Source organism: Streptomyces sp. NPDC020917 (genome assembly GCF_044333795.1).
Lineage (GTDB): Bacteria > Actinomycetota > Actinomycetes > Streptomycetales > Streptomycetaceae > Actinacidiphila.
In genome coordinates this window covers 177,674-202,992 of sequence record NZ_JBIRRR010000016.1, presented here as the reverse complement: position 1 = coordinate 202,992, position 25,319 = coordinate 177,674, and the positions used below count along the sequence as shown (strand labels likewise).

23 protein-coding genes and 1 riboswitch are annotated in these 25,319 nt (G+C 74.2%); of the genes, 8 read left to right on the top strand and 15 right to left on the bottom strand.

The window, feature by feature from the left end:
* Nucleotides 1-139: 139 nt before the first annotated feature.
* Nucleotides 140-1,600: a TldD/PmbA family protein gene (locus ACH4TG_RS29330; protein WP_398245561.1), complete on the top strand. Its 1,461-nt coding sequence runs from the start codon at nt 140-142 to the stop codon at nt 1,598-1,600.
* Nucleotides 1,597-2,916, top strand: a complete 1,320-nt coding sequence (locus tag ACH4TG_RS29325; RefSeq protein WP_398245560.1) for a metallopeptidase TldD-related protein — start codon at nt 1,597-1,599, stop codon at nt 2,914-2,916. The genes ACH4TG_RS29330 and ACH4TG_RS29325 overlap by 4 nt, the downstream gene beginning before the upstream one ends.
* A 113-nt stretch (nt 2,917-3,029) precedes the next feature.
* Here ACH4TG_RS29325 and htpX read toward each other — a convergent pair whose 3' ends face one another.
* Together htpX and ACH4TG_RS29315 are read right to left on the bottom strand one after the other, a co-directional pair.
* A complete protein-coding gene (htpX, locus tag ACH4TG_RS29320) occupies nt 3,030-3,932 on the bottom strand; it encodes a zinc metalloprotease HtpX (RefSeq protein WP_398245587.1) in 903 nt (300 codons plus the stop codon).
* Between the two features lie 221 nt (nt 3,933-4,153).
* Nucleotides 4,154-4,786: a TetR/AcrR family transcriptional regulator gene (locus ACH4TG_RS29315; RefSeq protein WP_398245559.1), complete on the bottom strand. Its 633-nt coding sequence runs from the start codon at nt 4,784-4,786 to the stop codon at nt 4,154-4,156.
* A gap of 160 nt (nt 4,787-4,946) precedes the next feature.
* Between ACH4TG_RS29315 and ACH4TG_RS29310 the strand changes: the two genes are divergently transcribed.
* Nucleotides 4,947-5,969, top strand: a complete 1,023-nt coding sequence (locus ACH4TG_RS29310; protein ID WP_398245558.1) for an aldo/keto reductase — start codon at nt 4,947-4,949, stop codon at nt 5,967-5,969.
* A 29-nt stretch (nt 5,970-5,998) separates the two neighbouring features.
* Here ACH4TG_RS29310 and ACH4TG_RS29305 read toward each other — a convergent pair whose 3' ends face one another.
* The 3 genes from ACH4TG_RS29305 to ACH4TG_RS29295 form a co-directional block, all read right to left on the bottom strand.
* Nucleotides 5,999-8,020, bottom strand: coding sequence for an ATP-binding cassette domain-containing protein (locus tag ACH4TG_RS29305; protein ID WP_398245557.1), 2,022 nt, complete (start codon nt 8,018-8,020; stop codon nt 5,999-6,001).
* 294 nt (nt 8,021-8,314) lie between these two features.
* Nucleotides 8,315-9,520: a DUF4185 domain-containing protein gene (locus ACH4TG_RS29300; RefSeq protein WP_398245556.1), complete on the bottom strand. Its 1,206-nt coding sequence runs from the start codon at nt 9,518-9,520 to the stop codon at nt 8,315-8,317.
* 205 nt (nt 9,521-9,725) lie between these two features.
* The gene (locus tag ACH4TG_RS29295) at nt 9,726-10,157 is read right to left on the bottom strand and encodes a hypothetical protein (RefSeq protein ID WP_398245555.1); all 432 of its coding nucleotides are present in this window, start codon (nt 10,155-10,157) and stop codon (nt 9,726-9,728) included.
* Between the two features lie 339 nt (nt 10,158-10,496).
* Between ACH4TG_RS29295 and ACH4TG_RS29290 the strand changes: the two genes are divergently transcribed.
* The gene (locus ACH4TG_RS29290; RefSeq protein ID WP_398245554.1) at nt 10,497-11,720 is read left to right on the top strand and encodes a PstS family phosphate ABC transporter substrate-binding protein; all 1,224 of its coding nucleotides are present in this window, start codon (nt 10,497-10,499) and stop codon (nt 11,718-11,720) included.
* Between the two features lie 78 nt (nt 11,721-11,798).
* Here the strand turns inward: ACH4TG_RS29290 and ACH4TG_RS29285 are convergent, their stop codons facing one another.
* The 6 genes from ACH4TG_RS29285 to ACH4TG_RS29260 all read right to left on the bottom strand — a co-directional run bounded on the left by ACH4TG_RS29285 (nt 11,799) and on the right by ACH4TG_RS29260 (nt 16,891).
* Nucleotides 11,799-12,626 (bottom strand): hypothetical protein, encoded by an 828-nt coding sequence (locus ACH4TG_RS29285; protein WP_398245553.1) that lies wholly within the window; start codon nt 12,624-12,626, stop codon nt 11,799-11,801.
* 160 nt (nt 12,627-12,786) lie between these two features.
* A complete protein-coding gene (locus ACH4TG_RS29280) occupies nt 12,787-13,554 on the bottom strand; it encodes a GNAT family N-acetyltransferase (protein ID WP_398245552.1) in 768 nt (255 codons plus the stop codon).
* A 92-nt stretch (nt 13,555-13,646) separates the two neighbouring features.
* Nucleotides 13,647-14,687 (bottom strand): transporter substrate-binding domain-containing protein, encoded by a 1,041-nt coding sequence (locus ACH4TG_RS29275; protein ID WP_398245551.1) that lies wholly within the window; start codon nt 14,685-14,687, stop codon nt 13,647-13,649.
* Between the two features lie 77 nt (nt 14,688-14,764).
* Nucleotides 14,765-15,544, bottom strand: a complete 780-nt coding sequence (locus ACH4TG_RS29270; protein WP_398245550.1) for an amino acid ABC transporter ATP-binding protein — start codon at nt 15,542-15,544, stop codon at nt 14,765-14,767.
* Nucleotides 15,541-16,539 (bottom strand): amino acid ABC transporter permease, encoded by a 999-nt coding sequence (locus ACH4TG_RS29265; protein WP_398245549.1) that lies wholly within the window; start codon nt 16,537-16,539, stop codon nt 15,541-15,543. Before ACH4TG_RS29265 ends, ACH4TG_RS29270 begins: the two co-directional genes overlap by 4 nt.
* Before the next feature lie 211 nt (nt 16,540-16,750).
* Nucleotides 16,751-16,891, bottom strand: a complete 141-nt coding sequence (locus ACH4TG_RS29260; RefSeq protein WP_398245548.1) for a hypothetical protein — start codon at nt 16,889-16,891, stop codon at nt 16,751-16,753.
* Nucleotides 16,892-16,923: 32 nt separating this feature from the next.
* Nucleotides 16,924-17,031, bottom strand: a riboswitch (SAM riboswitch).
* A gap of 153 nt (nt 17,032-17,184) precedes the next feature.
* Here ACH4TG_RS29260 and ACH4TG_RS29255 point away from each other — a divergent pair.
* From ACH4TG_RS29255 to ACH4TG_RS29245, 3 genes are all read left to right on the top strand, one after another.
* Entirely contained in the window at nt 17,185-17,286 is a 102-nt protein-coding gene (locus tag ACH4TG_RS29255) for a putative leader peptide (protein ID WP_398245547.1), read from the top strand.
* A 390-nt stretch (nt 17,287-17,676) separates the two neighbouring features.
* Nucleotides 17,677-18,306 carry a flavin reductase family protein gene (locus ACH4TG_RS29250; protein ID WP_398245546.1) on the top strand — a complete coding sequence of 210 codons (630 nt, stop codon included), beginning with the start codon at nt 17,677-17,679 and terminating at the stop codon, nt 18,304-18,306.
* Nucleotides 18,303-19,148 carry a DUF1684 domain-containing protein gene (locus ACH4TG_RS29245; RefSeq protein ID WP_398245545.1) on the top strand — a complete coding sequence of 282 codons (846 nt, stop codon included), beginning with the start codon at nt 18,303-18,305 and terminating at the stop codon, nt 19,146-19,148. The genes ACH4TG_RS29250 and ACH4TG_RS29245 overlap by 4 nt, the downstream gene beginning before the upstream one ends.
* Here ACH4TG_RS29245 and ACH4TG_RS29240 read toward each other — a convergent pair.
* From ACH4TG_RS29240 to ACH4TG_RS29225, 4 genes are all read right to left on the bottom strand, one after another.
* A complete protein-coding gene (locus tag ACH4TG_RS29240) occupies nt 19,132-19,671 on the bottom strand; it encodes a GNAT family N-acetyltransferase (RefSeq protein WP_398245543.1) in 540 nt (179 codons plus the stop codon). The two genes, ACH4TG_RS29245 and ACH4TG_RS29240, sit on opposite strands and share 17 nt — an antisense overlap.
* A 187-nt stretch (nt 19,672-19,858) precedes the next feature.
* A complete protein-coding gene (locus ACH4TG_RS29235; RefSeq protein ID WP_398245542.1) occupies nt 19,859-21,385 on the bottom strand; it encodes a carboxylesterase/lipase family protein in 1,527 nt (508 codons plus the stop codon).
* Nucleotides 21,386-21,905: 520 nt separating this feature from the next.
* Entirely contained in the window at nt 21,906-22,847 is a 942-nt protein-coding gene (locus ACH4TG_RS29230; protein ID WP_398245541.1) for a hypothetical protein, read from the bottom strand.
* A gap of 143 nt (nt 22,848-22,990) precedes the next feature.
* Complete coding sequence (locus tag ACH4TG_RS29225; protein ID WP_398245540.1) at nt 22,991-24,151, bottom strand: N-acetylglucosamine-6-phosphate deacetylase; 1,161 nt, start codon at nt 24,149-24,151, stop codon at nt 22,991-22,993.
* 195 nt (nt 24,152-24,346) lie between these two features.
* Between ACH4TG_RS29225 and ACH4TG_RS29220 the strand changes: the two genes are divergently transcribed.
* Nucleotides 24,347-25,153, top strand: coding sequence for a 6-phosphogluconolactonase (locus tag ACH4TG_RS29220; RefSeq protein ID WP_398245539.1), 807 nt, complete (start codon nt 24,347-24,349; stop codon nt 25,151-25,153).
* The last annotated feature ends 166 nt before the right edge of the window (nt 25,154-25,319 follow it).

Here is a 25,319-nt window from a genome sequence, read left to right as displayed (position 1 = left end):
AACGGAGGCCCTCCATGCGCGACTTGCAGGACGACAGGATCCGCACCGCCCCGCCCGGTGCCGTCCCCAGGCCGGTGCCACGCCGATGCGGGCCGGAGCCGTCAGGCCCGCTCGCACCGGCTCCGAGCGGAGCCGGCCGATGATGCGCGCGGCCGCGCTGGACGCGCTCGGACTGCTGCCGCGGGACGTCGACTACGCGGACGTGCGGGTGGTGCACCGGCGGCACGAACTCGTGCTCGTCGAGCACCAGGGCCCCGGTGAGGTCGTCCACGACGAGTCGACCGGCATCGGGGTGCGGGTCCTGATCCGCGGGCAGTGGGGCTTCGCCGCGACCCACCGGCTCGACGCGCAGGGACTGTCCGACGCGGTCACCGCCGCGGTCGTGCAGGCCCGCGCGGCGGGCGCCGACCGCAGGGACGTGCGGCTCGGCGAGCCGGTCACCACCACCACGACCTGGCACTCCCCGATGAAGGTCGACCCCTTCACCGTCCCGGTCTCCACGAAGCTGGACCTCCTCGCCGCGACAGTCGCCGCCGCGGAGTCGGCCGGCCCGCAGGTGTCCCAGGTCGAGGCGTCCATGGACTTCTTCCAGGACGACAAGGTCTTCGCCAACACCGAGGGCGCCCTGATCGAGCAGCGGATCACCGAGAGCGGTGCGGGACTGCTGGTCTTCGCCTCCGACGGCGAGGACATCCAGCGGCGTTCCTACCCGCAGGCGATACCCCGCACCATCCGCGGCCAGCGCGGCCTCTTCGCCACCGCCGGGTACGAGCACATCACCTCGCTGCGCCTGGTGGAGGAGGCACCCCGCGTCGCCGCGGAGGCCGTGCAGCTGCTGACCGCCCGCCAGTGCCCCGACGAGACCACCACGCTCATCGTGTCCGGGGCCCAACTGGCCATGCTGCTCCACGAATGCGCCGGCCACCCGATGGAGGCCGACCGCGCACTCGGCGCGGAGGCGAGCCTGGCCGGCGGCACCTACGCCGCCCCCGAGCGCCGCGGCTCCTTCCGCTACGGATCCCCGCTCGTGTCGGTGTACGCCGACGCCACCATCCCCGGCGCGCTCGGCTCGTACGGCTACGACGACGAAGGGGTGCCCGCCCAGCGCACCGAACTCGTCCGCGAGGGCGTGTTCGTCAACTACATGTCCGGCCGGGAGTCGGCGGCGGCACTCGGCGAGCAGTCGACCGGCGCGGCGCGGGCCGACGGCTGGCAGCGGCTGCCGCTGGTCCGCATGACCAACCTCTGCCTGCAGCCGGGCGACTCCTCGCTGGAGGAGATGATCGCCGGGACCAGGAACGGCGTGCTGGTCGACATGACCAAGAGCGTGTCCATCGACGACCAGCGGCTGAACTTCCGGCTCGGCGCCGAGGTGGGCTGGGAGATCAAGGACGGCAAGCGCGGCCGGCTGCTGAAGAACTGCACGTACACCGGGGTGACCCCGACGTTCTGGGCCGGCTGCGACGCGCTCGGCGGCCCCGACGAGTTCATGGTGCACGGCATCCCGTCGTGCAACAAGGGCGAGCCGCTGCAGGTGGCCCACATCGGCCACGGCACGGTTCCCGCCCGCTTCCGCGACGCCCGGGTAGGTGGCCGATGATCGAGGAACGCAAGGTCCGTGACGCGCTGGAACTGCTCGGCCCGGGGACCCGGCTCGACATCTCCAGCGAGCGCACCGGTCTGCTGAGGTACGCCCGCTCCCGGGTCACCGCACAGCACGACGAGGAGCGCCTGCGGGTGCGGGTCCGGGTGACCCGGGACGGCCGGGTGGCCGGCGGCACCCTGGAGAGCCTGGAGACCGGCGCCGTCCGGGCGCTCGCCGAGCGCCTGCAGGACGCGCTGTCCTGCCTGCCGCAGGGCGGCACGGCGGGGGCCGTCCGCCCCGCGGCCGCCCAGGGCGAACCCGCCGTCCCGGCGGTCGCGCCGGCCACCGTCGCCGCCGGAGCGGGCGAGCGGTACGCGTGGTTCAGCGCGATCCGCGACGGGCTCGGCGGCCGGGCCGACCTCGGCGGGGCGGTCCGGCACGACGTCATCGGGCGGGTCGTCGCCGACCACGACGGCCTGTACCGGAGCGAGACGCTGACCAAGGCGTCGCTCCAGGCCGTCGCCTCCCGGGACGGGCGGTCGGCCAGCGCGCGGATCGTCCACCGGGACGCCGCGCGGATCAGCGTCGACGGCATCGCCGAGCGCCTGCTCGACGACCTCGCGCCGCTGCCGACCGGCGACCCGCTCACCGGCACCTGCCGGGTGCTGCTCCGCCCGCAGGCCGTCGTCACCCTGCTCACCACGTACGCGTACGCGGCCCTGGGCGCCGCCGGCTACGCGCAGGGGCGCACCGCCGCCGCGGGCCGGATGGGGGAGCGGATCGTCAGCGAACTGCTCACCCTCACCGACGACGCGGCCGACCCCGCGGGCCTGCCCAGCGGCTTCGACGTGGAGGGGACGTGCCGCAGCCGCACGCCGCTGATCGAACGCGGGGTGCTGCGCGGTGTGGTCTCCGACCTGGAGCGCGCCCCCGTCACCGGGGGCAGGTCCACCGGGCACGGGGTGCCGATCGGCTGGCGCTTCGGCGCCGATCCGTCCCCGTCGCACATCCTGCTGGACGCCGGGGACGCCGACGAGACCGAGCTGATGGCCGGCTGCGGTGACGGCCAGGTCATCAGCAGGCTCGACTACCTGCGGGTGCTGCACCCCAAGGACACCCTGGTCACGGGCACCACCCGGGACGCCACGTACTGGCTGAAGGACGGCCGCATCGCGGCGTGGGCTCCGCCGGTCCGCCTCACCTTCCGGATGGACGAGGTGCTGAGCGCGGTCATCGGCGTCGGCCGCGAACGCGAGCGCGGCGAGGCGGTCTTCATGGAGAGCGCCGTGGCGCCCGCGCTGCTCGTCGAAGCGGGCCCGTTCTCGGCCTGAGCGGCGCGGCGCCGCTTCCCGAGCGGCTTCAGGGCCCCGCCGCGTGCGGGGCCCTGCGCTGCCCGGGCTTACGCGGGAAGGGCCTGCGCGGCCCGGGCCTTCGCCGGGGAAGCCTACGCGGCCTGCCCCAGCTCCCTGGAGATCTCCGCCAGCGCGTCCAGGCGCCGCTGGAGGGTGGGGTGGGTCGAGAACATGGTGGCCAGCTTGTTGTCCTCCTTGAGGGCCGGAGTGAAGAAGAAGGCGTTGAAGGACCGCGCGGTGCGCAGGTCGTCGGTGGGGATGCGGGCGATGCTGCCGCTCACCTTGACCAGCGCGGACGCCAGGGCAGACGGCCGGCCGGTGAGCTGCGCCGCGGAGCGGTCCGCGGCCAGCTCCCGGTAGCGGGACAGGGCCCGCAACAGCAGGAAGCTGAGCGCGTACACGAGCGCCGAGACGGCCATGATCACGGCGAACATGGCGGCGGTGTTCTGGTCGTTGCGGCGGCCGCCGAACAGCTCGGAGTAGAACGCGAACCGCACCAGCAGCCCGGCCAGCACTCCCAGGAACGAGGCGATGGTGATCACCGCGACGTCCTTGTGCGCCACATGGGACAGCTCGTGGGCGAGGACGCCCTCCAGCTCCTCGGGTTCCAGCCGGCGCATCAGGCCGGTGGTCACGCACAGCACGGCGTGGTCGGCGTTGCGTCCGGTGGCGAACGCGTTGGGCATGTCGATCTCGGAGACGGCCACCCGGGGCTTCGGCATGTCGGCCAGGGCGCAGAGCCGGTCGACCGTCCCGTGGAGCTGCGGCTCCTCGGCCGGACTGACCTCGTGCGCGTGCATGGCGAACAAGGCGATCCGGTCCGAGTACCAGTACTGGGCGATCAGCAGCGCGCCGACGATCACCACCACCAGTGCCACGGACTTCAGCAGGGCGATCAGCGCGGCGACGAACGCCACGTACACCAGCCCGAGCAGGAAGATCACCGTCACCATGCGGACGGTCAGGCTCCTGTCGGGTGCGAAGCGGGAGCGCATGATCACCTCACCGCCTTACTCCTTCTCGTAGGGCCACGTGCGTCAGGCGGCCCTGGTGCGGCCGGGCGTGCTCTGACGGTCACCCCCGGTCACCGTCACGCCGGCCCGGCTTCGGCAGGTCCACTGCCGCTCCTTCCAGCATGCTGCGTGAGCCTGTGATTCGGGTGGTTCGGGCGCGTTCGGTCGCTCCCCGCCCGGGCCGGCGGCGCCGGCGGGGCGGGTCAGGCCGGTGGCGCGGGCGGGGAAGGCGTGCGCAGGCCGTCGACGAACACGGAGACCAGGCGCCTGCTGTACGCGGGGTCGTCCTCGCCGGGCACGGGCTGGCTCAGCAGGGCGATGGCGTGCAGCACGTCGCGGGCGCTGATGTCGTCGCGGACCTCGCCGGTCGCGGCGGCCGCGTCGAGGAGCGCCGCGAGCGCGGGTTCGAGCTGCTGAAGGAAGTAGGCGTGCAGCCCTTCGAACGCGGGGTCGCCGGAGTGCATGGCGCCGGCGAGGCCGCGCTTGGTGCCGACGAACGCCGTGTAGCGGTCCATCCATCGGGCCAGGGCCAGGACGGGCCCGTGTTCGGCGCTCAGCCCGGGCCCGGCCTCCGCGCAGGCGTCGATCTCGTGCTGCAGCACGGCCGCGACCAGCGCGGCCCGGCGCGGGAAGTGCCGGTAGAGGGTGCCGACGCCGACCCCCGCGAGGTCGGTGATCTCCTTCGCGGGCGCGTCGACACCCGAGCGCGCGAACACGGTCCTGGCCGCCTGGATCAGCGCGTCGAGATTCCGCCGGGCATCGGCGCGCGGGCGCCGGTCGCCGGGGTCCGCGCTGGTGGCAGCGGGTGCTGTACGGCCGGGGGCGCGCTCGCTCATGCGGGAAGTCTAGCGCCCGGTAGCGAAGCGGAAAGGCTTTCCGTATAGTAATCGGAAAGCCTTTCCGCTTCTGCTGGCCGCAGGCGGGCGGGCTCGGGCAGCGCGCCGGACGTCCTGCCGGCTCCGCGCCACCCCTCGTACCGACCTCGGGAGAGACGCCATGCAGTACCGCCCCCTCGGCCGCACCGGCATCATGGTCAGCCCGTACGCGCTGGGCACCCTGATGTTCGCCACCCAGGTCGGCAACCCCGACCACGACGACTCGATCCGCATCATCCACAAGGCGCTCGACGCCGGGATCAACCTCGTCGACACCGCCGACGCGTACGGCGACGCCGAGGAGGTGGTGGGCAAGGCGCTCAAGGGCCGCCGCGATCAGGTGGTCCTGGCGACCAAGGTCAGCCGGCCGATGGGCACCGGCCCCAACCAGCAGGGCGCGTCCCGCCGTTGGATCACGACCGCGGTCGAGAACTCCCTGCGGCGGCTGCAGACCGACCACATCGACGTCTACCAGATCCATCGGCCCGACCCGGCGACGGACATCGAGGAGACGCTCTCGGTCCTCACCGATTTGGTCCGCAGCGGAAAGGTGCGGGCGATCGGGGCCTCCACGACGCCGCCGTCGGACATCGTCGAGGCCCAGTGGGTCGCCGAGCGCCGCGGGCTGGCGCGCTTCCGCACCGAACAGCCGCCGTACTCGATGCTGAACCGGCGGGTCGAACGCGAAGTCCTGCCCCTGGCCGAGCGGTTCGGCATGGGCACCCTGGTGTGGGGCCCGTTCGCGCAGGGCCTGCTCACCGGCCGCGTCCGCAAGGGCCGGCAGAACGAGCTGCGCCGCGCGCACCTGCTCCGGCACCTCAACGACGAGCGTCGCCTGGACGCGGTCGAGCAGTTGATCCCCGTCGCCGAGGAGGCGGGTCTGCCGATGACCCACCTCGCCATGGCGTTCACCATCGCGCACCCCGGCGTGACGAGCGCGCTGCTCGGGCCGCGCACCATGGCGCACCTCGACGACCTCCTCGCCGGCGTCGACGTCGTCCTCGGGGACGACGTCCTCGACCGGATCGACGCGATCGTGCCGCCGGGCACCGACGTCGGCACCCTCGACCAGGAGTACGCCCCGCCCGCCCTGCTCACCCCGCACCTGCGCCGCCGCCCCCTCGCCGACCGCTCCGCCGCCTGACCTCCCCACCGGTCCCCGCGGCGCCCGGGTCAGGCAGGGTCCGGCAGGCCGGGGTCGGCGAGCAGGGGCGCGGGAAGGACGGGGGAGTGGGGGTGCGGGACGCCTGCGCTGGGGGCGTACTGCGCGGCCTGGGCCTCGAACATGGCGGCGTAGCGGCCGCCCGCGGCCATGAGCGCGTCGTGGTCGCCCTGTTCGGCCAGCCGGCCCTGGTGCAGGACGAAGATGCGGTCGGCGTGGCGGACGCCGGACATCCGGTGCGTGACCAGGACGACGGCCCGGTTCGGGGCGGCGAGCCGGCGGATGCGGTCGAACGCGGCGATCTCCGCCTGCGGGTCGAGAGCGGAGGTGGGTTCGTCGACGATCAGGACGCCGTCCGCCTGCGAGGTGGAGCTGCGCCAATGGGTGCGGGCCAGGCCCACTTTCTGCCACTCGCCGCCGGACAGCTCGATCGCCCCGCGGAACACCCGGGCCAGCAGGCTCTCCAGGCCGTGGGGGAGCTTCGCGACGACCGGGCCGGCGCCGGCGTAGTCGACGGACGGTTGCAGCTCGTCCGGCGCCGCGGCCAGTTCGGGCCTGCCGATGCGGATGTTCATCGCGGCGGTGACGGGCCAGCGCTGGAAGTCCTGGGTGAGCAGCGTGACCCGGCCGAAGACCTCGGTGCGGCCGAGGCGGGCGAGGTCCTGGCCGCCCCAGCGCAGCGAACCCTCCTGGGGCAGCAGCAGGCCGGACAGGAGCTTCATCAAGGTGCTCTTGCCGGAGCCGTTCTCGCCGACCACGGCGGTCACCGAACCCATGGGCAGCGTGAGCGACACCCCGTCCAGGGCCGCCGTCTCCCGGTCGGGATAGCGGTACGTGACCCGGTCGAGCACGATCTCCTCGACACGGTCGGGGAGTTGGGCGCCGCTGTCCGGGATGGCCCGCAGCGCGGCCTGGGCGAGGAAGCGTCCGTGGTCGCGGACGTACAGCGACTCCTCGTGCAACTGGTTCACGTTCATCACCAGCGCGCCCAGGCTCGCCGAGCCCGAGCGGACGGCGATCACGGCGGTGCCGGCGACCGCCAGACTCATGTGCCCGCTGGAGATCAGCCAGAACATCGTCCCGTAGGTGACCGCCATGGCAAGGCCCGATAACGCCGCGGCCACCCACTCGGTGAGCGCCTTGCTGGAGGCCAGCCGCTCCTGCTCAGCCTCGGCGCTCTCGGCCATCCGCTCGTAGCGGCTGAGCAGGAAGCGGCCGGCGCCGTGCACCCGCACCTCCTGGGCGGCGCTGCGCTCGGTGAGCAGGTTGCCGATCAGGCGGCTGGCCCGCACGTGCTCCACCCAGGTCATCGCGGAGACATAGCGTTCCTGCGCCACCCGCATGGCGCCCCAGCCGCGCGGCGCCGCGATCAGGACCAGCATCGGCAGCAGGAGCGGGTGCAGGACGGTGAGCACGCCGGCCGTGGTGACCAGCGAGATGACGCCGTTCAGCGCGGCGACGCAGGCGCTGATCATGCGGCGTGCGGAGGCCGGGCCCCACTGGGCGACGTCGACGAGCCGGCGGAAGTCCGGGTCGTCGATCGCCTCCAGCTCCACGGAGGCGGCGGCCGCCAGGTACTGGGTGGTGGCGATGCGCTCGACGAGCGGCTCCAGGCGGCCGGCCCGCGAGGTGGACCACCCGGCCAGCGCCGAGTTCACCACCGCGACACCGGCCGCGGCCAGCAGCCCGGGCAGCAGGGCGTGCAGCCGATGCGTGGCGGTGCCGCTCCCGCCGAGCAGCGCGTGCATCACGGCGTTGACGGCGAGCAGCCCCACGGCCGCGGCGAAGCCCTGCCCGATCTCGCTGACCGCCACCGCGGTCAGCGCCCGGCGGTCGGCGTTCCACGCGATGCGCAGCGTCGCGCCGACGAGCTTCGGCATGGACCGCAGTGCGGACATCATCGTCAGGTCGAGCGTGGCGTGCTCATGGTGGGACCACCCCATGTCGTACCGCAACGGCCCCCCGAACAGCTCCCGTTCGGCATCCGAGACCTTCGGCTCCGCCATCCGCACCCGCCCGAACAACCGCTTCACAGGCCCTCCCCCCATCCGCGTCCAGTCCCGGCAGCGTAGGAGGTGCCACCGACAAAGCGGACCATGCGGGACGAGGATCCCGGAGGATCACAGGTCCCGCGGGGGCAGCCCGTCGAGACCCGACTCGAGCATGATGCGGTCGACCGTCTCCTTCAGCGAGCTGCCGGCGCCGACGACTTGCCCGACGCGGAGTTCCCGCGGATCACGACCAGCCGGCTGTCCTCGCTTCCCACGGTCACGCCGGGCACCCTGCCCGCGGGTACGACCGGCAAGAGCGGGGGCCGCGGCCGCCGCTCACGCGTCCAGGCCGTTGATGCGGTAGTGCATCACCCGGTAGTCCTGGTTGTCGTACCACTGGCTGACGGCGATGTGGAAGTCGGCGAAGGTGGAGCCGGGGAAGATGAATCCGCCATAGGGGCTGGCCACCGCGTTGCCGATCTCCAGGCCGGGTGCGGTGGGCACGATCGTCGTCTGCTCGGGTGTGGTGAACAGGTTCGAGGTCGGCAGGGCGAAGATCTGCGCCCGCATCGACAGCACGTCCATGTTCAGCCAGCTGAAGGCGTACTTGCCGCCCATGGCGCGGAAGCAGATCTCGCCCCAGCGGCGGGCACCGGTGATCGTGGTGGGCGCGTTGCCCCACGCCCAGGCGCCGTTGGCGTAGCCCCAGGGCTGGTACGCGGCGGGGGTGCCCAGCTGGGTCTGCGGGACGCGGTGCAGCAGCAGGCCGGAGACGACGTCCCGGTTGAACGCCGTGGACAGCACGTAGCAGTAGCCGTCGTCGGCCACGGCGTAGGTCTTCTGCTGGAACTGGCCGCCGTACTGGCCGCCCGGCCACTGGCACAGGTACTCCCAGGTCTGGCCGTTGTCGGTGGAGCGCCAGAAGTCGGAGTGGTCCGTCTGGTAGATGACGCCCCGCATCAGGTGCATGTACATCGTGTCGCCGACGGTGAACACGTCGGACGGGATCGCGGTGGTGCCGCCCGCGTGGCCCTCGGGGACCAGCCCGACGGCGTGCGAGCCGCCCACGGCCCCGTCGATCCGCACCGAGGCCAGGTTGCTGCTGGACGACCGCAGGCCCACCGGAGCGCGCCAGTCGGGGCCGCCCACCCCCGAGCCGTCGAAGGTGTCGCCGCACACGAAGAGCAGGCTGCCGTCGGGGCAGCGGGCAGGGATGCCGAGATCCGTCCACGGCGCGGCGAACGGGCCGGTCTCCGCGGGCCCGGTGAGGTTGGCGACCTTGGCGCCGGTGATCACGGCGGGGGAGACGCCGGCGGGGGCGGCCGTGCCCGTGCCCGTGGCAACAGCCGTGCCGCGCAGGGGCGTTGCGGCCCCGGCCGTGCCCGGCAGCAGGCCCGCGCCGCCCAGCGCCGCGCCGAACAGCCCGGCGATCACGGCGCGGCGGGCGGGTGACGGTCCGCTGTCGCCCGCCACCGCCGCGGCGGCAGGGGGGTCATGGGGGTCCGGCGCTCCGGCCGGACCGGGCACTGACGACGAGCTCATGGCGACTCCTTGGTCGGGCCTTCTCCAGGCCGGTCGGCACCAGCGTCGAACTCACGCCCGGCACACGGTAGAACGGTCCGGCCCCGCCCACCAGAGGTCTGCACGCGCCCCAACCACCCCATGGGTCACAGTCCTTGCCGCGGTGAGCGCCCGCGCGCCCGGTTCGGCGCGCCATCGCCCCGGCCGCGCGCCCGCCCGGCGCCGGTCAGCCCATGCCCTCGTCCTGGATCAGCCAGCGGCCCTGCTGCCGCACCAGGACGTAGCTCCAGTCGTGGCGACCCGGGCGCATGGACGCGTCGTCGGTCCACCAGTGCTGGTGGAGGTCGAAGGTCACGCTCACCTGCACCTCGCTGCCCTCCGCGACCGGCGAGGACACCGTCAGCACCCGCAGGCCCGAGGTGTCCGACAGCCAGGTGCCGGTCACCGGGCGGTGGCCGGACGTCGACAGGGCGCGGGCGGTCGCGCCGTCGTGCGCGTCCAGCGACCTCATGTACGCCCGAACGACCTCACCCGGTGCGGCGCTCGCCGCCGGCACCGGCACGTGGTACTTCGGCGTGACCTCCCACCACCACGCCGCCCCGGCCGCGGCCACCGCGGCCACCACCCCAGCCGCCGTGAACTTCCAGGCTCTGCGCACAGCCGTCCCCTCCCCAGAGGTGTGAAACACCCGCCGGCGGGCCCCCTCCGACCGCGCCGGCTCCCCGCAGGATAGTGACGGAGGCCGCCCTTCCGGGCCCTCGCAGCGCAAGAGACCGCCCTCCGGCCACGAATCCCGTGACCTGCACCGCTCCCGGTGACGGCTCAGGGCAGAACGAGCAAAAGAGAGATCAACGAGCAGTTGCCCGAGGGTGTCTGGCCGCTGCCCGCGAACGCGATCTAGCGTCTCGCTTCGGCATCACGGCAGGGAGCAACGGGCGGGCCGGTTCGGTCCGTTCGGCGTCCCGTGCCGTTCTCGTCCGACACCCGGGAGAGCTCCGTGAGACCTGTACTCCGCGTCGCGGCCACGCTGGCGGTCAGCTGCGCGCTGGTGGCGACCGCCACCGCGAGCAGCATGGCCGGCTCCGACAACAGCGCAGACCACCTGGCGACATGGGCGATCGCCCCGCAGAAGCCGGTCGTTCCGCAGACCGACGAGCAGGACGCCTACAACCAGGCCAACGGCCGGCCGCTGCCCACCCCCGAGCTGCTGCAGCCCACGCTCGACCCGGGGTTGCGGTCCTATCAGGCCAAGCCGAAGAACTCGCTGCACGGCGACTACCAGTGCGGTGCCTCGGACGTGCTGGCCGCGCTGTCCAAGAGCTGGATCAAGGAGTTCGAGAAGCTCTACCCCAAGGTCCACATCGCGGTGAACCCGCCCTACGCGGGCAGCCTCGGCGCGCTGGAGCTGATCAAGGGCAACCTCGACTGCGTCTTCGTCTCCCGCGAGTTGAAGCCCACCGACATCCAGGGCTTCCACGACGCGTTCGGCTACGACCCGCTCAGCGTGCCGATCTCCGGCGGCAGTTACCGCCACTTCGGCTTCCTGGACTCGGTCGGCGTCGTCGTCAACAAGGCCAACCCGCTGGACAAGCTGTCCTTCGACCAGCTCGACGCGGCCCTGTCCACCACCCGCAACCGCGGCGGCAAGGCGGCCCTCACCTGGGGTGACCTCGGCGCCACCGGAGAGTGGGCGGACAAGCCGATCCACATCGTGGGCCTGCAACCGTGGAACGGCTTCGAGGAGTTCGTCCGCCAGCGGGTGCTCGACGCCGGCGGCAAGCGCGGCGAGTGGCGGCCCGGCGCTCCCGCCGGCTCGACACCCGCCGACCCGGCGGTGCACTGGGAGAAGACCGTCTTCAACATCGCCAAGGACGTCAGGGACGATCCGTACGCCATCGGGTACACGGGCATGGCCTACGTCGACCCAGGGCGTGAAGATCCTGTCCCTGAGCGACCACACCGGCGACCCGGCCTATGCGCCCACCTACGAGAACGTCGCCTCGGCCGTCTACCCGCTGAGCCGGGTCACCTACTTCAACGTGAACAAGGCGCCCGGCAAGCGGCTCGACCCGGTCATGGAGGAGCTGATGCGGTTCATCCTCAGCAAGCAGGGGCAGCAAGTGGTCGGCGGCCAGCAGGTGTTCCTGCCGCTGCGGTCCGGCCAGGCGGCCGCCGCCGTCGAGCGGCTGGACACCGCCCCCTGACCCGACCCGGGTCCTGACCCTGTCCTGAACCGGGCCGGAACCGGTCCGGTTCAGGCCCTCGCCCCCGGGGCGGCGGAGCACCCGCGGCGGCCGCCCTACCGGGTCTCCACCCGCAGCTGGAGCGTCGCCGAGAGGCGCTCTCCGGGGGCGAGGGTGAGGGGACCGAGCGGGTCGCCCTCGGAGCGGGCGTCGTAGGCGGCCGCCGAGGGCTCGACGGCGAGGGCGTCGACGACGCCCCACCAGGGGAAGCCGCGCTGCGCACGGTGCTCCTGCCAGACCTGGACGAGGGGGAACACGCCGGTGTCGAAGGTCAGTTCGGCGGTGAGGCCGCCTCCCGGAGCGGTGATGCGGGCGGTGCCGGCGTCGACGACGGTCATCGCCGAGTGGGTGGCCTCGGGGCCGGGTATCTCGAGATCGAGCTGCCGGCCGCCGACCGTCACGGTGGTGCCCGGCGCGACGAGGGCGGGCCCGAACGTGGGGTGCTCCACCCAGGTGAAGGAGACGTCGTCGGCGCCGTAGCACGTCACCTCCTGCGTGACCACCACGCCGTCGGCCCGCGCCTCCACCCGCCGCTCCACGGTGAGGGGAGAGGTGCGCAGCACGATCCGCAGCGTGCACGACGCCTCGTCGGCGTCGACGATCTGCCAGGGGCGCCAGCATGCCTCGCCGTGGAACGGGTGCGCGACGCCGTCCACGTCGAAGGCGTCACCGGCGTTCGGGACGAGGGTGTGCCACCCGCCGGGGTAGCGCGCGTGGAACTCCGCGTTCGAGTCCTGCGCCGGATACCGGCCGTCCCACTCCTCGCCCGCCCACGGGGAGCGCCACAGCAGCTCGGTGCCGCCGGTCTGGATGGATGCGATGGTTGCCCCGGTGCGCTCCACGACGACGCGCGTGTTCCCGGACGGATCCATCAAAGTGACCACGGGGGCCTCCAGGTGAAGAGGTCGGCCGATGTGCTCGGCGGGCTTTCGAACAGGTGGGACTGTACCTGTGGCCGCCCTCCCCCCGAATCCGCGTCCACGCCCGCGGCCCCGGCCCCCGGCGCGGTCGGGCTGGGACAGGCGAAGTCCGCTGCGCGGGGTCTCATGCGCGCTCGCCGGAGCGGCTGCCTCGGTCCGCCTCGCCCGCCTCAGCAGGCGTGCGGAGCACGGCGAACCGCGGGGTGCGGCGCAGGGTGAAGCCGAGGGACTCGTAGAGCCTGATGGCGGGGGTGTTGCTCGCGGCGGCGTGCAGGAACGGGGTCTCGCCGCGGGCACGTATGCCGGCGGCCACGGCGCGGACCAGCCGGGTGGCCAGGCCCTGGCCGCGGTGGTCCGGGTCGGTGCACACCGCGCTGATCTCCGTCCAGCCCGGCGGGTGCAGCCGTTCGCCGGCCATGGCGACCAGGCGGCCGCCGCGGCGCAGCCCCAGGTAGCTGCCGAGCGCGATGGTGCGCGGCAGGAAAGGGCCGGGCCTGGTCCGCGCGATCAGGTCGAGCATCTCCGGCACGTCCTGCGGCCGGAGCCGCACCGCCTCGGGATCGGGAGCGGACCGCAGCGCCGTCGCGACCAGTTGGACGCCCGGCACCGCGCCGGCGCGCTGCCAGCCGTCGGGCGGGTCCGTCGCCACACCGGTGACGGGGGTGACGACGCCGGGGCCGACCAGCGCGGCCAGATCGGCCCAGGCCTGAGGGTCGGCCGGATCGGCGAGCGCGGTGAACGGCGCGACGTCCGCGGGGTAGCGGGCTGCCAGCCCGTGGCGCTCGGCGAGGTGCGCGTGCGGGCCGGTGAGCGAAGCCCAGGCAGGGTTGTCGAGGACGTGCGGCTCCGCCTCGGGGTGCGGCGGACGCGGCGGGTGCAGGCTCGTGGACATGGCGTCGGATGCCTTCCGTCGGAGCGGTGGTGTGCGGGCAACGGGCCCGCGCAGGGCCGGCGTTGCCGGCGGCCGGCCCTGCGGGCCCGGTCTCAGGAGTTGGTGAGCGGCAGCCCCGGCGGGTTGATCCGCGACGACGGCACGGCCTCGTTGGAGAGGTTCCAGGCGGCCAGCCACTTCCCGTACTGGCCGTTCCTGATCAGGTAGTCGAGGGCGTCGGCGACCGGCTTCGCCAGCCCGCTGCCCTTCCTGGACGTGGCCGCGATCAGTCCCTGGAGCGTGGCGCCGGCACCGGAGTAGGTGCCGGCGTTGCGAGTGGCGCCGGGCGTCCCGGCGTCCTTGGCGGCGTGGTACTCCACGTCCGGGTTGGGAGCGAAGTAGGTGTCGATCTTGTGCCCGGACAGGGCGAGATAGGTGCTGTTGGCGTCCGGGAAGTACTTGACCGCGAGGTCCTTGCCCTCCGTGCGGAGCTCGGCCTTCCACTCCAGCAGGATCTTCTCCTGGTTGGTGCCCGCGCCGACGGCCACCGTCCGACCGGCGAGGCTCTCGTAGCCGGCGAACTTCCAGGTGCTGGTGCTGAGCACCTCGAAGGCCACGTTGTCCTGGCGGTAGGAGGCGAAGTCGTACTTTCTCTTGCGCTCCTCGGTGTCGGTGATGTTGGAGAAGCCCACGTCGGTCCGGCCGCTGTCGATGCCGACGAACAGGTTCTCCCAGGTGGAGTTCTTCACCACGGGCCGCAGGCCCAGGACGGCCGCCACCAGCCGGCCGAGATCGGGCTCGGAACCGGTGAGGGTGCGCTGGTCGCTGCCGACGAAGGCCAGCGGCGCGAAGCCCGCCGGCAGGGCGCCCACGCCGATCACCAACTGCCCCTTGCCGCGTATCTGTTGCGGCAGTTCGGCGCGGATCGACGGCACCAAGGGCACGGCCAGGTCGGTCTGCCGGGCGGCGCCGTTGGACAGGGCGCCGACGGTCACCGTGCCCTTCGGGGGATTCCCGGCCGACACGGCGTCCGAGGCGGACGAGGAGCCGTTCCCGCCGCAGGCGGTGAGGCCCGCGGTGAGGGCGACGGCCCCGGCGAGGGTACGGAGGACGGCGGCGCGCAGAAGGGTGGTGCCGACGCGGAGGGCGGGCATGACGAGGGTCCTTTCGGGGCGGAACGTCCCATGGCGGGACGGGGACGCGGGGGAGAGGCGGGATGGACGGCGGCGGCTCACAGCACCCGGCTGAGGAACTCCCGGGTCCTGGGGTGCCGCGGGCGGTCCAGCACCTCGGCGGGCGGGCCCTGTTCGACGATCCGGCCGCGGTCGAGGAACACGACCTGGTCGGCGACCTCGCGGGCGAAGCCGATCTCGTGGGTGACGACGACGAGCGTCGTCCCGCCGTCGGCCAGGTCCCTGATCACGGACAGCACCTCGCCGACGAGTTCGGGGTCGAGGGCGGAGGTGGGCTCGTCGAAGAGGATGACCCCCGGCCGGAGCGCGAGGGCGCGGGCGATCGCGACCCGCTGCTGCTGGCCGCCCGACAACTGCCGCGGGTACGCGCCGGTCCTGTCGCCCAGGCCCACCCGGTCCAGCAGGGCGTGCGCGAGCTTCCGCGCCTCCGGCGCGTCCAGCCGGCCGGTGGCCACCGGAGCGGCGGTCACGTTCTGCAGTGCGGTCAGGTGGGGGAAGAGGTTGAAGTCCTGGAAGACGAAGCCGATATGGCGGCGCTGGGCCATGATGGCCCGCTCGCTCAGCTCCTTCAGGCGCGTGCCGTGCCGCCGCACGCCGATGAGCTCGCCATTGACGCTGACCTGCCCGGCGTCCGGCTTCTCCAGGTGGTTGATCACCCGCAGCAGCGTCGACTTGCCCGAGCCCGACGGGCCGAGGATCACCGTGACCTGTCCCGGGCGCACGGTCAGGTCGACGCCGTTGAGCACCCGGTGCGCGCCGTAGGACTTGTGGACGCCGCGCACCTCGACGGCGGCGGGGAGGACGTCGCCGGCGGTCACAGCGCCGCCTCCGTCCGGACGCGCAGGCGCAGATCGCGCAGGCCGGCCCGCAGCCGCTGCAGCGGAGTGGGCGGCACCGTCCGCAACGTGCCCCGGGAGTAGGAGCGTTCGACGTAGAACTGGACGACGGAGACGGCGCTGGTGAGGATCACGTACCAGACGGTGGCCACCAGCAGCAGCGGCACGACGTCGCCGGGATAGGTGCTGCCCATGCTCTGCACCGTGCCGAACAGGTCGAGCAGCGAGACGTAGAAGACCAGCGAGGTGCTCTTCACCAGCCCGATCAGCTGGTTGACGTAGGCGGGGACGATCGCCCGCAGCGCCTGCGGGAAGACGATCCGGGTGAACTGGTAGCGCCGCGGAAGCCCCAGGGAGGCGGCCGCCTCGTGCTGGCCCTGGTCCACCGAGAGCAGCCCCGCGCGCACCACCTCGGCCGCGTACGCCGCCTCGTTGAGGCTCAGGCCCACCACCGCCACCACTGTGTCGGTGGCCAGCCGCGACTCGCCGAAGTGGACGAAGGACGGACCGAAGGGCACGCCCAGGCTCAACGTTCGATACAGGGCACTGAAGTTGTAGAGGAACAGCAGCACCACGATCAGCGGAACCGACCGGAACAGCCACACGTACACCCAGCTGACCACCCGCAGCACCGGGCTGCGCGAGAGCCGCGCCAGCGCCAGCAGCACCCCGCCGGCCAGGCCCAGCAACGCGCTGTACGCGGTCACTTCGAGGGTGATGCGCAGGCCGTCGACGATCACCGGGCGGACGAACCAGTAACCGAAGCGGTCCCACTGGTAGAAGCGGTTGGTGGCCAGGCCGTGCACGGCCTGGGCGCACAGCACGAGCACCACGGCGGTGGCGACCCACCGCCACGGGTGGCGCAGCGGGATCACCCGCTGAGCGGCCGGGGCGGAGGATTCTGCGGTGGGCGGGGGCTCAGGGGCGGGCGGCGGCGCCGTGCCGTCGACCACGGTGGGGAGTTGGGGTTCGGGCATGGGGGACTCCAGGCGGACGTGACCGCGCCGTGGCGCGGCGGGCCGCGGCAGCACGGAGCGCCGTCCCGGCCGCACGCGCGGCGGCGCGCCGCGGATCCGGGGCGGAAGGCGGGAGGAGGACAGGAGGCGACGACCTCAGGGGGACGTCGCGGGCGGCCGGCGGCCGGGCAGGGCCGGGGCGGCGCGCCCGGGCCGGGAACGGCGGGCTGCGTCAGGCGGCCTGGCCGCGCACCCCGCGGCTCACGCCCGTACACAGGGCGCTGCACACGCGCAGCAGGTCGATGTGCCGGGCCAGGTACGCCGCGACGCGGCCGTGACGCCGCCATGCGGCCATCCCGGGACCTGCGTACATCGCGCCACCGTCACATTCCGGCTCCCGGGGGAGCCTCGCGCTTACCGAACCTGGGCCGGTCGGGTCCTCACCTGGGGCACCCCGCCGCGACGGAGGGTTGCCGGCCAGCGAGCCAGGGCTTGTCGCTGACGCTCATGACCGTTCTGCGCGGAACCGTAGGGCGCCGGCCCGAACGCTGTCAACGGCGGTGTCCGGCAGGCGGACAGCCGTCCACCGTGCTCCGCGAAGGAAGGCGTTGTGCCCGCCGCGCCGCGGAGTTACGGTGAGGAGCAGGTCAACAGGGAGGTGACGCGGTGCGGGACACCAGCAGGCGGGCTCTCCCCGCCGTCGCCCTGTTCTCCCGGCGGCACATCGACTTCGCGCGCACCGCCGGCGCGCTGTGTCCCGGCGCCTGACCGCCCCGCCGGAGTCCCACCGCTGCGGCGCCGTGCCGTCACGTGGAGCGGTCTGACCCCGCACCACCGGCGCGCCGCCGGCCGGGCCTCAGCCCGGCCGGTTCCCCCCGAACTCCCCTGTATCTGCCATGACGTCGCCGCCCCCGGGCCGTGTGCCCGGGTCCCGGCCCGTCCGGCATGCCCGCGTGCTTCCGCAGCGCCGGGCGTCCCCGAGTAGGAAGCGGTACGGCTCATGTGCCCCTCCAGCCCCATGTCCCCGGCATTCCCGGCCTCTTCGCCCCGCGCGGCCGCCTCCTGCCGCCCGGCGCCGCACCCGTTCGCACGCCCTCGCGCAGCCCGCGCTGCCACCGCGGTCGTGGTGAACTCCCGTCGCTCACACGGGACGTGGTCGTGACCGTGGTCCGCGTCGCCCCGTCCCAGCCGCGTCCCGGCCGGCACGTGCCGGCCGGGCACCCCGTCCCGCAGGCGCAGCGGACGGCGTCCCCGGCCGAACTCCGGCGCGTGTTCGGCGCGTTCCCGACCGGGGTGACCGCCCTCGCCGCGCTGGTGGACGGCGTGCCCGTCGGCATGGCCGCCAACTCGTTCACCTCGGTGTCCCTGCACCCGCCGCTGCTGTCGGTGTGCGTCGCCCACACCTCGGCCACCTGGCCGCTGCTCGCCGGCCGCGCCCGGCTCGGCGTCACCGTGCTGGGCGCCGGCCAGGAACGCGCCTGCGCCCAGCTCGCCTCCCGCGACGGCGACCGGTTCGCCCGCCTCGACTGGCACGCCACCGGCGACGGCGCCGTGCTGCTCCACGGCGCCAGCGCCTGGTTCGACACCAGCATCGAGCAGCAGGTCCCGGCCGGCGACCACGACATCGCCGTCCTGCGCATCCACGCCCTGGGCGCCGACCACACGGTCCCGCCCCTGGTCTTCCACGCCAGCCGCTTCGGGCGGCTGGCGGAGACCGCCGGGGGCACCCAGGACGGGCCCGCCCCGCACACCCCGCAGCACCTCACCGCAACCGAGGAGACCTCGTGACCACGCACGCCGCAGACACCGACCGCGCCGCCTTCGCCCGTGAATGGGAGGCGTGGCACGCCCGCCACGAGGAGCTGCGGGCCGACCCGCACGGCTTCCTCGCGATCACCGCCCTGCACTGGCTGGACGGCACGCCGACCCGCTTCGACGACGCACCGGGCGCCTGGTCGACGACCGCCGGCGGCGCGGTCGTGGTCGAGCTCGCCGACGGCGAGGAACTCACCCTCGACGGCCAAGTACTGGGCGGCCGCCACGACTTCGGCGTCCTCCCCGAGCGCGGCAGCCTGTTCCCGGCGTCCGGCGACGCCGTGATCGAGGTCGCCAGGCGCGGCGGCCACGACATCGTCCGCCCCCGCCACCCGGAGCACCCCCTGCGTGAGGCGTACACCGGCACGCCCGCCTACGCGGCGGACCCTCGATGGGCCCGCACCGGGCGCTATCTGCCCTTCGACACGCCGCGCCCGACGACCGTGGGCGCTGCCGTCGAGGGCCTGCAGCACGTCTACGACGCCCCCGGGCAGGTCGAGTTCACCCTCGACGACGGCAGCACGCACCGGCTGACCGCGTTCAACGGCCCCACGCCCGGCAGCCTGTTCGTGCTGTTCACCGACGCCACCTCCGGCGTCACCACGTACCCCGCCAACCGGTCGCTCGCCGTGCCCGTCCCCGACGAGGACGGGCAGGTCGTGGTGGACTTCAACCGCGCCGTGAACCTGCCCTGCGCCTACACCGACCTGGCCACCTGCCCCCTCCCGCCGGCGGAGAACCGGCTGACGGCGGCGATCGAGGCGGGGGAGCGGACCCCGGTCCCCGGCGACCCCGGACTCAGGCGGACGGTGTGACCGGGGACCGCAGACCGAGCCACTGCTCGGCGTCCCAGGCATGGAACCGCTCGACCTCGGTGAACCCCAGCTTCGCAGCGAGGCGCATGGAGCCCGCGTTGGCGCTCTGCGTGGCGAGCACCAGCGGCTCGCCGGGAAGCACGCTGTCGAACCAGTCGAGCGCCGCCGAGCACGCCTCAGCGGCGTACCCGCAGCCCCACGCGCGCGGCAGGAACAGGTAGCCGAGATCGGCCTTCCCGGCTGCAGCCGGGCGGCGGGCCCCCGTCGCCCTCCTGAGGAGGATCTGGCCGATCATCGCCCCGTCGAGCTCGACCACGAAACTCCCGGGCCACCGTTCCGGTACCTCGGGCAACTCGCGCTCGAGCTCGTCGCGCGGGCGGGGGCCGCCGAGGTACGTGTGCACCTCCGGCGACGCCAGCAGTTCGATGAACGCCGCGCGGTCACGGGCCTCGGACCCACGGAGCACGAGTCTCCCGGTCCTGATCGGCTCGGGCGGCCATGCGACGGGTCCCAGGTCAGACATGTGCGCACACTAACAGCCCCCAGCGGCGCCGGTCCCCGGCCCCCTTTACCCGTGCCGCCGGCCCCGCCCGCCACCGCGGTGGCCGGCACCGCCACCCGCCTGCCGGACCTCCTCGACGAGGCCCTGGGACGGGCCCTCCCCTCGTGGAGCGCGTAGAAGGGGAGGCGTTCCGGCCCTCGGCGCGCGGTCACCCGGCCGGCGGCGCCGGCCTCGCGGGCCGCATCAGGGCGAAGGGAACGTCGCGCCAAAGGGCGCGGAGCGCGGTCGCGTCGCAGGAGGCCAGCCGGTCGCAGGGGACGGCCCAGGACCTGACCGGCGTGGCGGTGGCGGTGACCGCCGGCCAGCCCGGATCGCCGGTGGCCGCGAAGCCGGCCCAGGCGGAGAGCATGCGCCGCGACAGCGCGCGGTCCTCGTCGTCGGGCGGGCCGCCGATGAGGAAGGCGGCGCCGGCGGCGTCCAGGTTGCCGAAGGCGAAGGGGACGTCCGCGGTGTGCCAGGGCCGGGCCGTTCCGCGCCTGCGCGCGAAACGTGCCAGGTACGACCGGCCGCCCGTGCGGGCGTGCTGCTCGGCGAGGCGGGTGGTGTACTCGGCGAACCGCGCGTCGCCGAAGAGCGCCAGGTAGCGGTCGAGTACCGGGGCGTCCGGAAGCAACGCACGGTAGCCGTCGAGCAGTTCGGCAGGCAGCCGCAGGGCCTCGGCGGCGTCCGCGAGGTCCTGCTCGGTGGTGACCTCCCGTACGGCACCGACCGCGTGGAGGAACCAGTACTCCTCCAGCGCGTGGCAGGCCAGCAGGTCCACGTTCCGCGCCGCTCCGGACGCGAACGCCCGCAGTGGATCCGCGGGCAGCACCTCGCCGTCGACGACCGGCTGGAAGAGCACCGGGTCGAAGGCGTGGACGGCCGCCACGGGATCGGTCCGGCACGTCGCGGCGGTCCGGTCGGCGGCGGCCACCAGCGCTTCCGGCGGCGCGGACAGCAATCCCCGGGCGGTCGGGGCGACTTCCGCCTCGCGTGCGATCCGTCGCGTGACGGCCATGGCGAGTTCGACCGAGTGGTAGGCGCTGGGCACGCTGTGCGCGACGGCCCGCCGGAAGAGCCCCGCTGCCTGCGGCATGGCCATCAGGCAGGCCACCGAGCCGGCCCCGGAGGAGTGCCCGGCGACCGTGACGTTCCCGGGGTCGCCGCCGAAGTCCGCGATGCCGGCGCGGACCCAGCGCAGCGCCGCGGCCTGGTCCAGCAGCCCGCGGTTGTCGGGAAAACCGGGGACATGGCCGAACCCCTCGAAGCCCACCCGGTAGTTGCAGCTGACGACGACCAGTCCGGCGCGGGCCAGGGCCCTGCCGTCGAAGTCGGGCTGCGCGGAGGAGCCGAAGGTGTAGGCGCCGCCGTGGATCCAGAAGAACACCGGCAGCGCACCCCCGTGCGCGCCGTCGGGCACCCACACATTGACGGTGAGTATGTCCTCGTCGCCCGGGCGCCACACCGGTGCCCCGGGCAGCTCCGCCGACTGCGGGGCCACTGGTCCGAAGGCCGTGCACTCCCGCACCCCGTCCCAGGCCGCCGCCGGTCGTGGTTCGCGGAACCGGAGAGTGCCGAACGGCGGTGCCGCGTAAGGGATTCCGAGCACCGCGGTGACCCCGCCTGTGCTTCTGCCGCGCACCCGTCCGCCCGCCGTCGGGAACTCCGCTCCGGCACCGCCTGATCGCTCGCTCATCGCGCGCCAGTCTCCATGATCCGCAGCCACCTGCGCGACCAGGTATTTCCGCCCGTGGCCCTGCGTTCGGGCCGGGGGCCGCGAAGCCGTCGCGCCGCTCCAGCCGCTCAGCGCCACCTGCCCGCACAGGCGCAGGGCGGCGCGCCACGCGAGGGTGATGAGGGCGGTCGGCCCGCTGCGCGGCGGACCTGGGTGACGCCGGGCACGTTCCCGTCCGGACCTGCTCGCGCAGGCACGCACCACCGTGCGGCCCTTCGACTGCTTCCCCACGCCCGGCCGGCGTCTCCGACCTGCCGGTGGCCGGGGCGCCGTTCGTCCGCGCGAAGGCCCCGCCGGGAAGGTCCCGCTGCTCGCCCGAAGGTCTCGCGGCTCGCCCGCTCCCGGGCCGACGGGCGGCTGCCGTCCGCCGGAACTGGCGCTGTGGCGGCGGCAGCACGCCCGGCGTGAGCCGCACGCCGAGTCGACGGTCTACCGCACCGGCTGCGGGCGCATCCCGGTCGCCGGCCCGGTTCCCGCTCGATCACTGGCTCCGCTCGGCCGCCCGCGGCGAACCGCGGGGATCGCGCTCCCGGTTCGCGGCGCCGCTCGGGCGTACGGTGGTCGTCTCGCCGTCGGCGAACCGGCCCAACTGCCCCGCGGCGATGATACCCAGGAGCACCGAGACCGCGCCCTGGCCCCAGCCGAGCCCGCCGCGGTCGAGCGGGGCGGCCAGCCACTGGGCGAACGCGACACCGAGCGGACGCACCGTCAGGCAGGCGACCCAGGCCCACGCCGCCCACTTCGCGCCCGCCAGCCATGGTGCCGCCGAGCAGCCGAGGACGACCGCGGCGAACAGCACCTGCGCCAGCGCACGTCCCATCGGCAGCGCGGCGGCGGTCAGCCGGGCGGCGGCGGTGGCGGTCGCGAACGCGGTGAGCGCCGCGGCCCAGTACAGCGTCTCGCGCCTCCGGGGCCCGTGCCGCGCGGCAGTGGGCACGGACCCCTGGAGGCGGCGCGAACCGGCGGCCGCGGCGAGAACGACCGCGGGACCGACGGCGGCCCAGGCGGCCAGGTTCTGCGGCTCGCCCCGTCCCGTGCCGCCGGCGACGGCTCCCGCGACGCCGGTCGCCGCCACCGCTGCCCAGTAGGCCCACACGCGGTAGCCGTGCGCGCGGAACTGCACGGTCAGGGCCGCACCGAGCAGGCATGCGGTCGCCGCGACGGCTCCCGGATGCCCGAGGGCCTGGGAAAGCGCGGCGGCCGCGCACGCCCCCGTGCCGGCGATGAGGGCCTGCGCCAGCCAGAAGCCGCCGGTGGCCTCCGGTGTCTTGCCCGTCGCGGTGGGCGTCTCGCGGCCGCGCGGCGCGCGCTCGATCGCGCCGGCCCCACCCCGGCCCGCACCGCGGCCAACACCCAGGAACCGCCGTCCGGCCGGCGGGTCGTCGCGCTCGTCCATCGGCACGGCCCTCACTGGGGTGGGCACCCCGGTCACCCGCTCCGCCCGGTGCGCGGGCGGAGCGTTCCCTCACAGCCCCGTTCTGTCTACGGCTTGGAAGAGGGGGCGAGAGGGCCGGGCGTTCCCGCTGTGCGCGTCCGCACACCGTCAGGGCGCGGGCACGGCGGCGCTCAGCCGGTGGGCTCCGGGGCCGTGTAGCGCACCACGCCGCCGGCGACGGTGGTGCGCACCGCGCCGGGCCGGCCGGCGGAGTCGCGCTCGAACTGGACGAGGTCGGCGCGCGCGCCGACGGCCAGGCGCCCCCGGTCGGTCAGGCCCAGCAGGTCCGCCGGGTGCCGGGTGGCCATGGCGAGGACGTCGGCGGCCGGCAGTCCCGCGGTGGTGCAGGCCCATCGGACGCACTGCGCGAGCGAGGCGCCGCTGCCGGCGAGATAGGGCGTGCCGCTCAGCGAGACGCGGCCGCTGTCCTCCACCGTGACGTTCCCGCCGACCGCGGTGCGGTAGTCGCCGGGCGGGCAGCCGGCGACCGTGACGGCGTCGCTGACCAGCACGCTGCGGCCGGTCCCCTTCGCGCGCAGCAGCGCGGTGAGCACCGGCGCCGGCAGGTGGTGGCCGTCGGCGATGAACGTCGCCCACAGCCGGGAGGCGGCCAACTGCGGCCAGAGCACGTTGTCGTGGCGCTCGATGGTCGCCGGGAGCCCGTTGCCGAGGTGGGTGGACAGGCGTCCGCCGGCCCGGCAGAAGGCCTCGATGTCCGCCGCCGACGCGGCCGAGTGCCCGGCGGAGGCCGTCACGCCGCGGTCCGTCACGTAGCGGGTGAACTCCGCCGCCCCCGCGCGTTCCGGGGCCAGCGTGATGATCCTGATCAGGCCGCCCGCCGCCTCCTGCCAGCCCTCGAACTCCGCGATGTCCGGGTCGCGCAGGATCGCCCGGTCGTGGGCGCCCCGGTAGCCGTCGCGGGCGGACAGATACGGCCCCTCCAGGTGGATGCCGGGCACGCACGCGGCGAAGCCGGCGTCGGCCGCCCGTGCCGCGCCGATGCGGGCGAGCAGGTGCGCGACGCGGTCGCCCGCCGCGGAGATGACCGTCGGGTAGAACGTCGTCACGCCGTGCGCCCAGAGCAGGGGCGGGAGTTCGGCGAGCGGCCGGCCCTCGTCGGCGTCGTTGACGTCCACCCCGCCGAAGCCGTTGAGCTGGATGTCGATCAGGCCGGGTGCCAGCAGCAGGTCGGGTGCGCTGGTGATCGGGCTGATCTCCTCGATGCCGGCCGGCGAGAAGCGCACCCTGAGGGGCTCGCCTTCCGGGCTGAAGCCCTCGAGTGTCTCCGTCATCGTTCCTCGTTTCGGGGTCGGCGAGCGGCGCGCTGCAAGCGTTGCAGCAATGTAGTTGGTGCAGACCTCGGGTTTCAACAGGTTCCCCGCCGCGTCCGTTGGCTGACCTGAGCAGGATCGCTGATCGATGGAGTGACATTGCTGCAAGCGATTGCTAATGTTGCGCTACCCGCACTGCGCTCCGAGGAGGAACCTTTGACCACGGCTCGACTCGTCCGCGCCGGCAGCTTGCCGGTGGAGATTCACCCGACCGCCGCCGAGATGGGGGCAGCCGCCGCCCAGCACACCGCCCGAGTGCTGCGGCAGGCGGTCGAACAGCGGGGCTCGGCGCGTGTGATCATGGCGACCGGCAACTCGCAGTTCGCCTTCGTCGCCGCGCTGCCCGCCCAGGACATCCCGTGGAGCAAGATCACCGTGTTCCACATGGACGAATACATAGGCGTCGACGACCAGCACCCGGCCTCGTTCCGCCGGTGGATCCGGGAGCGGGTCGCCGAGCCGCTCCAGCCGGCCGGGGTCGAGTACATCGACGGCGTCGCCGAGGACATCGAGGCCGAGTGCGCCCGCTACGAGGCGCTGCTCCGCGAGGCCCCGATCGACCTCACCTGCATGGGCATCGGGGAGAACGGCCACCTGGCGTTCAACGAGCCCGGCGAGGCGGACTTCGACGACCCGCGATGGGTGCGCGTCGTCCGGCTGACCACCCGCTCGATCGACCAGCAGATCGGCGAGGGGCACTTCGCCGACCGCGCGTCGGTGCCCTCGACCGCGATCTCGCTGACGATCCCCGCGCTGCTGGCGGCGAAGAACGTGCAGGTGGCCACGCCGGAGGCCCGCAAGGCGCAGGCCGTGCGGAGCACCCTGTCGCTGGAACCGACCACCGACTGGCCGTCGACGATCCTGCGCCGCAACTCCCGCGCCCGGCTGTTCCTCGACGCGGAGTCGGCCGCCGAGTCCGCCGAGATCATCGACGAACTGCCCGCCGCGGGCGCCGGCGCGTGACCCGGGCCGTGTCCGGCCGGTAGCGCCCGCCGCCCCGCAAATGCCCGGCGGGCCGGGGGGGCCCCCCCCCCCCGCCGCCGGGGGCGGGGGGGGGGGCCCCGGGGGGGGGCCCCGCCGCCCCCCCCGTTCGCGCCCCCCCACCGGCGGGGGGCGAACGCCCCCCCCC